This is a genomic window from Flavobacterium sp. LMO8 (assembly GCF_009495755.1).
In the GTDB taxonomy this organism is placed as follows: Bacteria; Bacteroidota; Bacteroidia; order Flavobacteriales; family Flavobacteriaceae; genus Flavobacterium.
Map to the genome: position 1 here is coordinate 146,200 of NZ_WIBJ01000015.1, position 12,295 is coordinate 158,494.

Consider the following 12,295-nt stretch of genomic DNA (forward strand, 5'->3'; position numbering starts at 1 on the left):
ATGTTCCACGTGAAACATTTAAAAAAATTCTAGTTTATAAGCTTAATGTTCCACGTGAAACATTTGCATTTTTTCTTCTTCTTTCGAACGCATTAAAGCTTCGTCATTTGGAGATTTATCTTTATATCCACAGTAGTGTAAAACACCATGTGATAATACACGTTTTAATTCCTCTTCAAAAGAAACATTAAAATCAACAGCATTATCCTTAACTCGTTCCACCGAAACGAAGATATCACCTTGTATTAAATTTCCTACTGTGTAATCGAAGCTAATAATATCGGTTAAAGTATCGTGATCTAAATATTCTACATTGATTTTATGTAAGTATTCGTCATCACAAAAAATATAATTAATTTCACCTTCATCAAATCCTTCAGATTCAATAATACGAGAAATCCAATCTACATATTGTGCTTCGTTTTCTAGTTCGAAATCTGTTTCGTAATTAAAACTAATCATTGTCTTTAAAATAGTTTTGAACCTTCTGGTTAAAATTGGGTTGCAAAGGTAAGCTTTGTCTGTTTAATATTTCAACACTATTCAGATATTCTTTTAATTCCTTTGAAAGTGGAGTAGTGATACCATTATAGTTCTTATCATTTGTTTTTGACTGACGCTTAGTATCTTCTCCTTGTTGCTGAATCGCTTTTTCTAATTTTAAAAGTTCGTGTTTTAAATTCAACATCTTTTGCAAGGTCTCGTTTTTAAAACCTTTATTAATTAGTTGTTTTTCGATATCCTTCATTTGATTCAAAGCATTCTGCCCTTGACCTGTCATTCCTTCTTTTTCTAATGCTTTTTGTAAAGCATCACGCAACTGTCTTTGCTCTTTCAAAATTTCTAAAACTTTACCAGCGTTTCCTTCAGATCCATTTTCTCCATCTTCACCATTCTCACCCGATTGCCCCTTTTGTTTTCCTTGACCGGGCTTTTCACCTGGCTTATCTCCGGGTTTATCTCCGGGTTTCATACCGTCTTTCATTTTTTCACCTAAACCTTCTTGTTGTTTAATGATATCTGGTAACTGCATTCCTTTTCCTCCGCCTGGTTTTGGTTTGCCTTTTCCCGAACCTTGACCTTGCATTTCCATGTTCATTTCACTTTGAACATTACTTAAATAATCCGCTAAACGATTGGCAGAGGTTAAAACATATTGTTGATGTGAAGCTCCTTTCTGAATATTATTATCTGCTAAGGTTTCTAAAGTCTTGTCTAAATTATAATGAATTTCGCCAACTTCATTTAGAATGGTTTCGGTAATTTTTGGATTACGTAAGGCAACAGCAAACAAACTATCATCTACGTGTTTGAATTGAAGCTTCAAATCTTGTTGCTTTTTTAATACTTTGTTTAATTGCAAAGAACGAACTTGAGATGAATTAGTTGTCTTAATTAAACTCTCTTCATCGAATGAAAAAGCTAATAAATTATCCAAAATCTGGCGTAACAATTTAGCATCTTCTTGCATTTGTTCCATTTCACCTGATTGCATAGATTGGGCCATTTTCTGACTCATCTGTTTCATCTTTGCAGCAGCAGATTTTTGTTTTGGTTTTGCTTTCTGCTGGTTTTGTTTTAGCAATTCCTCAGAAGCTTTCTCCATGTCTTTTTTCACATCCTCTTGTTCATTCTTATCATTAGGAATATCCATTGGAGCTTTTAATTCTTTATTTTCTTTGTCTAAATCTTCAAGTTCTTTCTTAATATCGTCAAACTCTTTATTGATGGCATCTTGATTTTCCTTGTTATTTTCTTTAGTGTCATCAGCTAATTTTTCTTCCTTCTCAGCAAGCTTGTCTAATTTATCTGCGATCTGTTCAGCCTTTTGTTCTACGTAAAAACGTTTCGTCAATTCGACTAAGTGTTCTAAATTCTGTTGTTGATTTTTTGCATTTTGTTTTAACTTATCCGCTTTGTCAAATAATTTATCTTTCTCTAATTTCTTAGAAAGCTCTTCTAATTCTTTAAGAAGTTTTTCATTCTTTTCTACTTGCTTTTCGGCATCTTCTAAACGACGTAATAATTCTTCTTTGTCTTTATCTTGTGTTTTTGGATTGAATTCTTCCAAATTCTCAGTTAACTTTTTAGTGAATTCTTTCATCATTTCGTCTTGTTGTTTTTGACGATTGATAAAGTCTTCTACCTTCTTTTGATCTTTGAAATCTAAACTAGATTTCTCTTTATTCATCTTTTGCAGTTTGTCCAATTCAGAAATTTGCTTCTCTTGATTTTGAAGCGATTTTTCTAAACTATTAATGTTCTCATTTTGCTCTAGCAACTGTTTGTCTTCTTTTTGCTCTTCAGTCAATTCATAATGAAGAAAAACCGAAGATTTTGCACTTTTATAATTGTTAACTACATCATTATCAAATACTTCAAAGTAATATTCGTAATTTACACCTTCTTCAATAGATAAACCATTAGGAAATGAATAAATAAATTGATCCACCGCTTGTTTATTAATGGCTAAATTCGCTTTTCGTGTTGCAGAAGGATTTCCTTTTGGATAAAAAACAACTTGTAACTTCGATAAACCATGATCATCGGCAACTTGACCAATCATCATTTTTGATTTTAATTTTAATGAATCAGGAGCAATTTGAACAGAAATTGTTGGATATTGATCTTTAATCGTTGCGATTTGATACGACAATTTTTCGAACTCGTTGATGTTTCTATTCGATGTAATTACTTCGTAACTCAAATTATCCGATATTCTTCTTGAAAGCGAAAAATTGTTTTCTTTATTGGCAAAAACACTCAATTGATTATTCGATTTGAAACTCACTTTATCCGTTGACAAAGCATTAATTCTCCAATTCACAACTGTACCTTCGGGAACCACAGCATTTCCAGTTCCTTGAATAACTTCGGATTTTTTACCTAAATAAGAAGGATATTGCAACACCATTTCAAAGTTGGCAATCGTAGGAACATCGACAACATTAATCTGATACTCTTTCGAATTTAATCCATTTGCTAAAAGAGAAAAGGTAACATCTTTTGATAATTTTGAAAACGTATATTCGAAAACTCCAGGTTTAGTGGTTTGTAGAAAATATTCTTCATCACCAATTTGAATGGCAATATTTTCAGGCATTACTTTTCCTTGCGTTTTAACTTGAAGTACAAAATCGGAATTCTGTTGTGCGGTTAAAGATTTATTCAACACCACAAATTCAAAAGGAGCTGGTGGAGCAAATTTCGTTTCATAATTCACAACTCGAGCAAAACTATTCGAAATGATTTCGGAATTTCCGGTAACGAAGAACAAAATCAGTAATAGAATTGGCATAATCGCATAAGGCAAAAACTTTTTGTTCTTAGCAAAATTCACAGCATTTGAAAATGGAATCGGTTGTAACGAAGCTGCTTTTTGTTCGATTGAGGCTGCTAATAATTCGGAAGTTTGACTTTGATTGGCCAATTGTAAAAAGTTCAACAACTTATCTTGTACTTCCGAAAAATGATTTCCAATGATTTCCGACGCTTGTTCGTAATTGATTCCTTGTTGTAATTTGAATAATTTAAACAACGGAAAAGCGATGAATCTAATCAATAAAAACGATTCAACACCAACAAACAACCAGAATAAAATAGTTCTTCCGGATGTGGATAGCCATAAAAAGTATTCAATCAATAAAGTAAAAATGAAATACAACAAGCCTAAACCGATGAAAAGAATGACTCCTTTTATCAGTTCGTTGGTGTAAAACTTCTTGATAAACCCTTCGAGCTTATCGAAAATGATGCTTTTTGCTTCCAATATTGTTGATATACTATTTATAACCGATAAAATTACAACATCTTACGTGATTAGTCAATAGGTTTTTGGTGAAACTTAACATATGAGTTTTGTTTCAGGTTTAAAGTTTCAGGTTTCAGGTTTTATTTCATACTTCCATCATCTAACTTCCATCATCCATCATCAACGAAATCAAAATTCAAATCGTATCTTTGCACAAAATTTAATGAAATGTCAGTAAGAGTAAGATTTGCACCTAGTCCAACCGGACCTTTGCATATTGGTGGTGTTCGTACCGCTTTATTCAATTATTTATTTGCAAAAAAACATGGTGGTACTTTCTATTTAAGAATCGAAGATACCGATCAAACGCGTTTTGTTCCAGGAGCAGAAGCCTATATTTTTGAAGCTTTAGAATGGCTGAGAATTGCGCCAGAAGAAACCGTTGGGAAAAATGAAAAATTCGGACCTTATCGTCAAAGCGAACGTAAAGCGATGTATCAACAATATGCGGACCAATTGATTAATTCAGGTTGGGCGTATTATGCTTTTGATACGGCTGAGAGTTTAGATGCAATGCGAAAAGAAGCAGAAGCCAATGGAAATACATTCATTTATAATCATTCGGTTAGAGAACATTTGGATAACTCGTTGACAGTTTCACGTGAAAAAGTAACGGAACGAATTGCAAATGGTGAACATTATGTTATCCGTTTTAAAACGCCTGTGAATGAAATTTTAGAATTAAAAGACATCATTCGTGGCGATATTAAATTTGATACGAATTTATTAGACGATAAAGTTTTATTCAAATCGGATGGAATGCCAACGTATCATTTAGCGAATATTGTGGATGACCATTTGATGGAAACTTCGCATGTAATTCGTGGTGAAGAATGGTTGCCATCGATGCCTTTACACGTTTTATTATACAAAGCTTTTGGTTGGAACGCACCCGAATTTGCACATTTACCATTGATTTTAAAACCAATTGGAAACGGAAAATTATCAAAACGTGATGGTGATAAAATGGGATTCCCAGTATTTCCTTTAGAATGGAATGATGCTTCCAGCATGACAAAATCGTCAGGTTATAGAGAAAACGGATTTTTCCCAGAAGCGGTGATCAACTTTTTAGCCTTATTAGGTTGGAATGACGGAACCGAACAAGAGATTTTCTCATTAGAAGAACTGGTAGAAAAATTTGATTTAAACCGAATTCACAAAGCAGGAGCGAAGTTTGACCCAGAGAAAAATAAATGGTTCAATCATAAGTATTTACAAAAGCAAAGTGATGCAAGTTTAGCGGAAAGCTTTAAATCAATTTTAAATAAAAAAGGAATCTCTTCCGAAGTTTCGGAATCGCTCGATTTGACAAAGATTGTGGGAATGATTAAAGAAAGAGCGCATTTTGTGAATGAGTTTTGGGATTTAGCCGATTATTTCTTTGAAGCGCCAACATCTTACGATGAAAAAGCAGCTAAAAACTGGAAAGAAGAAACACCAGGATTAATGCAACATGTGATTTCAGAATTAGAGAAAATTGAAGATTTTACTTCAGTTAACATCGAAACCTTATTAAAAGAATGGATGACAACAAACGAAATTGGAATGGGGAAAGTAATGCAACCGTTGCGATTGAGTTTAGTAGGAACTTTAAAAGGCCCACATTTATTCGACATTATCGAAATGATAGGAAAAGCCGAAACGGTGAAAAGAATTGAAAAAGCAATAGCTAGTTTATAAAAAAGAAAACCCTCTGAATTCAGAGGGTTTTTGGTTAAAGATATATCGTAATCTGACCACTAATCAAACCAATATTTCCTTTCATTTTTTCGCCAAGTAACTTTACGTTATCGTTGTTTTTTAAGTTTCCGAAGAAATTCGTTAAACCATATTGATAACCTATTCTTGCTCTTACATTTTTGACTCCACCGTTAATTCCCACATAGAAATTGGCGTTAATTTTAGAAACATCTACAATGTCTTTGGCAATTAAACCGGGTTGATCTAACAATAAATTGTTTTCATCGTCTTTATCAATTCCTAATTTACCATTTACTTGTAAAACTGGACCAAATTCTAAATTTAAATGGTCTTTAACCGCTACATAACTTGGTACAATATAAATTTGAACCGCCGACATTTTAAAATTCGTTTGCGTTTGTTGCAATCCTTTTAATGTTGGAATAGAGAAATTACTATCCGTAAAAAACATACCAAAACTCATTTGCCAGTTGTTATAATAGTTTCCTCTAACACTTAAACCACCAATCCATCCACTTTCTGGAGTTACGGTAAAATTATCGGTATAAATATTTAATTGGGTTAAACCCGCACCAATTCCTATTCGGTTACTGTCTTTGTGTCCACGTTGCGCCATTGCAACACTTGAAATTATTAGAAAAATAAAAACTAATTTCTTCATTTATATAAATTTAGGTGGCAAAAATAGGGTTTATAAATTTGTTTTTGTAACTTTTTACTTTAAAAAGCGTATAACTATAAATCTAAAAACTAAACATTATGGAGTTTATTATGTTTCCAATTATTTTCGTTGGATTAATTGTCCTTTTATCTTCTTTCTTTACCGTAAAACAACAAACTGTGGTGGTTGTAGAACGTTTTGGAAAATTCCTTAGCTTGAGAAATTCAGGTTTACATCTAAAAATTCCGGTTGTGGATAGAATTGCTGGAAGAGTTAATTTAAGAATTCAACAATTAGATGTCATCATCGAAACCAAAACTAAAGATAACGTATTTGTTAAAATGAAAGTTTCGGTTCAGTTTAAAGTATTACAAGAAAAAGCATACGAAGCATTTTATAAATTAGAATATCCACACGATCAGATTACTTCTTATGTATTTGACGTAGTACGTGCTGAAGTTCCAAAATTAAAATTAGACGACGTTTTTGAACGTAAAGATGATATTGCAGTTGCAGTAAAACGTGAATTAAACGAAGCGATGACAACTTATGGTTATGACATCATCAATACATTAATTACAGATATTGATCCAGATATTCAAGTTAAAAATGCGATGAACCGTATTAACGCGGCTGACCGTGAAAAAACAGCAGCAGAATACGAAGCAGAAGCTGGAAGAATCAGAATTGTTGCCAAAGCAAAAGCAGAAGCAGAAAGTAAAAGACTTCAAGGTCAAGGTATTGCTGACCAAAGAAGAGAAATTGCTCGTGGTTTAGTAGAATCTGTAGATGTGTTGAACAAAGTGGGAATTAATTCTCAAGAAGCTTCCGCTTTAATTGTTGTAACGCAACATTACGATACTTTACAAGCCATTGGTGCAGATGCAAATAGTAATTTAATTTTATTACCAAATTCACCTCAAGCCGGAAGTGATATGTTAAACAACATGGTAGCTTCTTTTAGTGCTTCAAACCAAGTAGGTGAAATGATGAAAAAAGGTAACATCAAAAAAGTGAGTAAGAAAAATCAAAAAGACGAATTTGGAACTGAAGAAGAATCTGAAGAAGTATAATTGAATTATCAAATTAAATTTCAAAACCATCAATTTTTAATTGGTGGTTTTTTTGTATATCATTTTTAAAAAAGAATCCTGACAGGTTTTTGAAACCTGTCAGGATTAAAAACAAGTGATTTTTTGCTTAAAATTAAAATAAGCGATTTCAGCCACTTTCATTAACAAAGATGTAAAAACACTTTACTTAAAAAAGTTGTTGTATTAGAATTTATTTATGAAAGTCACTTTTTTAAGTTTTTAATTATTAAAAATTGAGTTTTAATAGATTTTACTAATAATAGTTTTTTATGATTATTTTTTAATTATTAAATAAGATTTATATATAAAATAAAACGTGTCAGGTTTTAAAAACCTGACACGTTTGAAATATAAATTTAGATGCTGAAATAAATTCAGCATGACAAAAGCGAAATTTTTAAGATTCCGAAATTTTTGCCCAAGTATCTCTTAAACCAACCGTTTTGTTGAAAACTAATTTTTCAGCTGTTGAATCTCTATCAACACAGAAATATCCTAAACGTTGAAATTGAAAATGATCTAATTCTTTTGAAGTAACTAAACTTGGTTCCACATAACCTGTAATTACTTTTAATGAATTTGGGTTGATAAATTCTTTAAAATCTACTTCTTTGTCTTTATCTGGACTTTCGTTGGTGAATAATCTATCATACACACGAACTTCAGCTTCTTTTGCGTGAGGAATCGAAACCCAATGAATAGTTCCTTTTACTTTTCTTTGACTTGCTTCTGTTCCACTTCCTGATTTAGAATCTACGTCGTAAGTAGCGTGAATTTCTGTGATTTTTCCGTTTTCATCTTTTACAACTGATTCACCTTTAATGATATACGCATTTTTTAAACGTACTTCAGTTCCTAAAGTTAATCGGAAAAATTTCTTATGTGCTTCTTCTTGAAAATCTTCTCTTTCGATATATAATTCTTTAGAAAATGGCACTTTTCTGTATGTCATTACTTCTTCTTCCGGATTATTTTCGGCTTCTAACCATTCTTCTTGACCTTCAGGATAATTCGTAATTACTAATTTCACAGGATCTAAAACTGCCATTACACGAGGTGCAACTTTATTCAAATCTTCACGAACACAGAATTCTAAAAGCGAAACATCAATCAAATTATCGCGTTTTGCAATTCCGATTGTGTTAGCAAAATTTACAATAGAATTTGGTGTATAACCACGTCTTCTCATACCAGAAATCGTACTCATACGCGGATCATCCCAACCTGTAACATGCTTTTCTTCAACTAACTGCAATAATTTACGTTTAGAAACAACAGTATGTGATAAATTTCTACGCGCGAATTCTCTTTGTTTTGGTCGCACCTTTGTTGGGTCATAAATTTGATTCAAGAACCAATCATATAATTCACGGTGAGGTAAGAATTCTAACGTACAAAATGAATGCGAAATTTGTTCTAAATAATCACTTTCACCATGTGCCCAGTCATACATTGGATAAATACACCAATCGTTTCCTGTTCTGTGGTGATGTGCGTGCATGATACGATAAATAATAGGATCACGCATCAACATATTGTTAGCACCCATCGAAATTTTAGCACGTAAAACGTGAGTTCCTTTTTCGAATTCTCCGTTTTTCATGCGAGTAAATAAGTCTAAATTTTCTTCGATAGAACGATTTCTGTAAGGAGAATCGGTTCCTGGTTGCGTTGGAGTTCCTTTTTGTTGCGCCATTTCTTCCGAAGTTTGGCTATCTACATACGCTTTATCTTTTTTGATTAATTCCACTGCCCAATCATACAATTGTTGGAAATAATCAGAAGCATAACATTCTTTATCCCATTGAAAACCAAGCCATTCTACATCGCGCTTAATAGCGTCAACATATTCTTGCTCTTCTTTAGAAGGGTTAGTATCGTCGAAACGAAGATTTACTGGCGCTTTATAATCGATTCCTAAACCAAAATTTAAACAAATAGCACTGGCATGACCTACATGCAAATACCCATTTGGTTCTGGTGGAAAACGAAAACGTAATTTATCTGCTGACAAACCATTTTTTAAATCTTCTTCAATGATTTGTTCTATAAAATTCAATGATTTTTCTTCTGTTGACATAGTATCAAAAATTTATGCAAAGATAGAAAATGTTTCAGGTTTCAAGTTTAAAAGTTTCAGGTTTTATGTAACTTTGAATAAAGAAAAACAACTTGAAACCAAAAAAACCTCAAACTTGAAACTAAAAATTTATGGGAACTATTAAATTACAAAATATCAGAACATTCTCTTATCATGGTTGTTTGATAGAAGAAGGAAAAATTGGCTCGGATTATAGTGTAGATTTAGAAATTAAAACCGATTTACGTAAGTCTTCTCAAACCGATGAATTAGCTGATACGGTTGATTATGTGTTATTAAATAAAATTGTAGTGGAAGAAATGGCGATTCGTTCTAAATTATTAGAACATGTTGCCCAACGCATTATTACCAGATGTTTTGCGGAAATTCCGTCAATTTCTCGAATAAAATTAGCGGTTTCAAAACTAAATCCTCCAATTGGTGGTGATGTAGAAGCGGTGACTATTGAAATGGAAGAGTTTAGAAATTAGTATTCAGTGTTCAGTAAATAGTTGGCAGTTAAAAAATTAAGTCTATAATGATTTTTAATGTTTATTTTTTCAACTAAAAAATAAGGTAAAATGGTAAACTTTTAAACTTTAAACTTTTAAACTTTAAACTTTTTATATACATTTGCAGTCCGTTCAACTAATGGCGTCGTGGCCGAGCGGCTAGGCAGCGGTCTGCAAAACCGTCTACCCCGGTTCGAATCCGGGCGATGCCTCTAAAACCTTCTAAGAAATTAGGAGGTTTTTTTATTCTTTTACAATTCTAAAAGTTATAGGTGCTGGTTTTTTTATTAAACCGTCATATTTTCCTGCGTATACACCTTTAATATCAAAAATGATTATCACATCATTCTTTTTAACTTTTTTAAAAAGATTAACAATTTCTTCTGAAAAAGTATTTCCTGAGACTGTAATCGTTGGTTGATTAGGAATTTTTATATTAAATTGTTTTACTTCAATTTCATTTCCAAAATATTCTATAAAATTTACACCAACAATAGCGCTTTTTAACTCATTTAAAGTAAATAGCAACTCTCCTCTATTAGTATAATAACCGTTTAATGTTCCTTTTGGTGCAGATGAATTTATAACCCTAAAAACATGTTCCTCAATAACTTTATAACCATTAAAATTTTCTATTTCAACAAATACTATGGTTTCATTTCCAGAACCGGGACGAAGAACATAACTTCCGTCCTCTTTTTTTGATACACCTTTTCCATAAACAAGATATGATTTTGCCCCATTTACAGCAATTGAAATAGGATTTGGAACACCACGATAAACCACATTCATTTTATCTAAAGCAACAACACTTTTTGAAGCTGGAATGGTGTCTTGAGCGTAAATTGATAGAGAAAACAAGAAGAATAAAATGTATTTCATAGGTTTAAAAATTAGATCCTGAAACGAGTTCAGGATGACAAACATTAAAAATATTACTCACTAACGGTTGTATCAGGTAACAACTTATTCGTTATCATTTCTTTTTCTTTTGGGAAGAAACCTTGTAGGATAAAAAACAAACCAAAAATTAGAATTACCATACTAATCACTCGTTTGATTTTGTAAATATTTGCTGGAATTAATTTGTGCTTCAATTGTTTTGCTAATAATATCTTAGCCACATCAAACAATAAATAAAATACTAAAATTGAGGCGAAAAAGACAGAAATTCGTGAAGTGTTCATTTCCATTTGAGGTCCATATGTAATGATAATCATCATCCAAAAACCTAAAACACCAATATTGATAAAATTCAATAAAAAACCTTTAAAAAATAAAGCAAAGTAATTTTTCTTTGGAATATTATCATCGTCTTGCTCAATTTCTGTTTGCTTTTTGAAATTTCTTTTGAGTTGAATAAACGAAATTAATCCGTAAGCCAACATGATAATTCCGCCAATAACAAAAAGAGTTGGATTATCTTTTAATTGTTCTAAAAGTTGATTGGTACTTAAATAAGCTATTAAAATGAAAATAATATCACTAAAAACAATTCCTAAATCAAAAGTAAATGCCGCTCTAAAACCTTTGGTAATACTGGTTTCAAGTAAAACAAAAAAACCAGGACCAATTGAAAAAGCTAACAAAAGTCCCCAAGGAATTGCGGTAAGTATATCGTGTAAGTACAAAGTACGAAGTTAAAAGTTGGAACTACGAAGTTAAGAAATTATTATCAAATTACTTCGCTTGTTCGATAGTTCCTCCAGCTATTTTCTTTTCGTTGATTTGTTTTGGTTTACCGTAGATTTTTATTTCACCACCTGCTCTTGTTTTAGCATCGACTAAATCAGTTGCATATACGTGAGCTATTCCACCAGCGTTTACTGTAACTACTGTTTGTTGCGTTTTACAATCTTGACCATCGTATTTTCCACCAGAATTGGATAAAATATCTTGATTTTTTACATTTCCTTTAATGGTAACAATACTTCCTGCAGAAGTTCTTACTTGCAATCTATCAGCTTGTAAATTAATTAGTTTAATTTCAGAACCTTCCTTACAAATAATATCAAAATTAATCGCTGAAATTTCATCTTTTGAAGCAATTCTACTTCCTTCATTTGCTTCAACAGCATCTAATTTTTTATAATAAACCGTAGCGGAAACATCGTCTCCACTTAACATTTTAGTTAAAGGCATTCTGATTTTTAATTCACCATTTTTGTTAACTACTTCTACTTCTTGCGAATTAGCTCCAGTTAAAACAATTTTATTTTCAGATGAAGCTACTAAGTTTACATCAATTTTATCAAAAGCGGTTACTTTGGTAAAATCGCCAACTTGTTTTTGCTTCGCCAGTTCGCTATCGCTCGTGCCGGTTTGAGCAAAAGCTATCGAACTAATTAACAGTAAACTATAAACTATTTTTTTCATTTTTTAAATATATTTTTTAAAATACATTAATGTCAATATGATTATTAACATTTGTAT

The 12,295-nt window shown here is 31.9% G+C and carries 10 protein-coding genes and 1 tRNA gene; 4 read left to right on the top strand and 7 right to left on the bottom strand.

Features of this window, described 5'->3' with window-relative positions:
• Window positions 1–42: 42 nt before the first annotated feature.
• The gene (gene ybeY / locus GFJ94_RS02590; protein WP_153200034.1) at window positions 43–462 is read right to left on the bottom strand and encodes an rRNA maturation RNase YbeY; all 420 of its coding nucleotides are present in this window, start codon (window positions 460–462) and stop codon (window positions 43–45) included.
• Window positions 455–3,769 (bottom strand): DUF4175 family protein, encoded by a 3,315-nt coding sequence (locus tag GFJ94_RS02595; protein ID WP_203228638.1) that lies wholly within the window; start codon window positions 3,767–3,769, stop codon window positions 455–457. The genes ybeY and GFJ94_RS02595 overlap by 8 nt, the downstream gene beginning before the upstream one ends.
• A gap of 210 nt (window positions 3,770–3,979) precedes the next feature.
• Between GFJ94_RS02595 and gltX the strand changes: the two genes are divergently transcribed.
• A complete protein-coding gene (gene gltX / locus GFJ94_RS02600) occupies window positions 3,980–5,494 on the top strand; it encodes a glutamate--tRNA ligase (protein WP_153200035.1) in 1,515 nt (504 codons plus the stop codon).
• Window positions 5,495–5,528: 34 nt separating this feature from the next.
• Here gltX and GFJ94_RS02605 read toward each other — a convergent pair whose 3' ends face one another.
• Window positions 5,529–6,176 (bottom strand): PorT family protein, encoded by a 648-nt coding sequence (locus GFJ94_RS02605; RefSeq protein ID WP_153200036.1) that lies wholly within the window; start codon window positions 6,174–6,176, stop codon window positions 5,529–5,531.
• Between the two features lie 98 nt (window positions 6,177–6,274).
• Between GFJ94_RS02605 and GFJ94_RS02610 the strand changes: the two genes are divergently transcribed.
• Window positions 6,275–7,249 (top strand): SPFH domain-containing protein, encoded by a 975-nt coding sequence (locus tag GFJ94_RS02610; protein WP_153200037.1) that lies wholly within the window; start codon window positions 6,275–6,277, stop codon window positions 7,247–7,249.
• Between the two features lie 418 nt (window positions 7,250–7,667).
• Here the strand turns inward: GFJ94_RS02610 and GFJ94_RS02615 are convergent, their stop codons facing one another.
• A complete protein-coding gene (locus tag GFJ94_RS02615; protein ID WP_153200038.1) occupies window positions 7,668–9,350 on the bottom strand; it encodes a glutamine--tRNA ligase/YqeY domain fusion protein in 1,683 nt (560 codons plus the stop codon).
• A 131-nt stretch (window positions 9,351–9,481) separates the two neighbouring features.
• Between GFJ94_RS02615 and folB the strand changes: the two genes are divergently transcribed.
• Both folB and GFJ94_RS02625 read left to right on the top strand, forming a co-directional pair.
• Window positions 9,482–9,841 (top strand): dihydroneopterin aldolase, encoded by a 360-nt coding sequence (gene folB, locus GFJ94_RS02620; RefSeq protein ID WP_153200039.1) that lies wholly within the window; start codon window positions 9,482–9,484, stop codon window positions 9,839–9,841.
• A 162-nt stretch (window positions 9,842–10,003) separates the two neighbouring features.
• A tRNA-Cys gene (locus GFJ94_RS02625) sits at window positions 10,004–10,074 on the top strand.
• 31 nt (window positions 10,075–10,105) lie between these two features.
• On the opposite strand, the gene GFJ94_RS02630 is transcribed toward GFJ94_RS02625, so the two are convergent.
• The 3 genes from GFJ94_RS02630 to GFJ94_RS02640 are packed head-to-tail and all read right to left on the bottom strand — an operon-like array spanning window position 10,106 to window position 12,238.
• Window positions 10,106–10,744 carry a GldM family protein gene (locus tag GFJ94_RS02630; protein WP_153200040.1) on the bottom strand — a complete coding sequence of 213 codons (639 nt, stop codon included), beginning with the start codon at window positions 10,742–10,744 and terminating at the stop codon, window positions 10,106–10,108.
• Window positions 10,745–10,797: 53 nt separating this feature from the next.
• The gene (locus tag GFJ94_RS02635; RefSeq protein WP_153200041.1) at window positions 10,798–11,493 is read right to left on the bottom strand and encodes a LysE family translocator; all 696 of its coding nucleotides are present in this window, start codon (window positions 11,491–11,493) and stop codon (window positions 10,798–10,800) included.
• A 49-nt stretch (window positions 11,494–11,542) separates the two neighbouring features.
• Window positions 11,543–12,238: a head GIN domain-containing protein gene (locus GFJ94_RS02640; protein ID WP_153200042.1), complete on the bottom strand. Its 696-nt coding sequence runs from the start codon at window positions 12,236–12,238 to the stop codon at window positions 11,543–11,545.
• Window positions 12,239–12,295: the final 57 nt, after the last annotated feature.

Coding starts and splice junctions, on each gene's coding strand:
- GFJ94_RS02630 (WP_153200040.1), bottom strand. CDS start 10,744: ATGAAATACATTTTATTCTTCTTGTTTTCTCTATCAATTTACGCTCAA.
- folB (WP_153200039.1), top strand. CDS start 9,482: ATGGGAACTATTAAATTACAAAATATCAGAACATTCTCTTATCATGGT.
- GFJ94_RS02615 (WP_153200038.1), bottom strand. CDS start 9,350: ATGTCAACAGAAGAAAAATCATTGAATTTTATAGAACAAATCATTGAA.
- ybeY (WP_153200034.1), bottom strand. CDS start 462: ATGATTAGTTTTAATTACGAAACAGATTTCGAACTAGAAAACGAAGCA.
- GFJ94_RS02605 (WP_153200036.1), bottom strand. CDS start 6,176: ATGAAGAAATTAGTTTTTATTTTTCTAATAATTTCAAGTGTTGCAATG.
- GFJ94_RS02610 (WP_153200037.1), top strand. CDS start 6,275: ATGGAGTTTATTATGTTTCCAATTATTTTCGTTGGATTAATTGTCCTT.
- GFJ94_RS02640 (WP_153200042.1), bottom strand. CDS start 12,238: ATGAAAAAAATAGTTTATAGTTTACTGTTAATTAGTTCGATAGCTTTT.
- gltX (WP_153200035.1), top strand. CDS start 3,980: ATGTCAGTAAGAGTAAGATTTGCACCTAGTCCAACCGGACCTTTGCAT.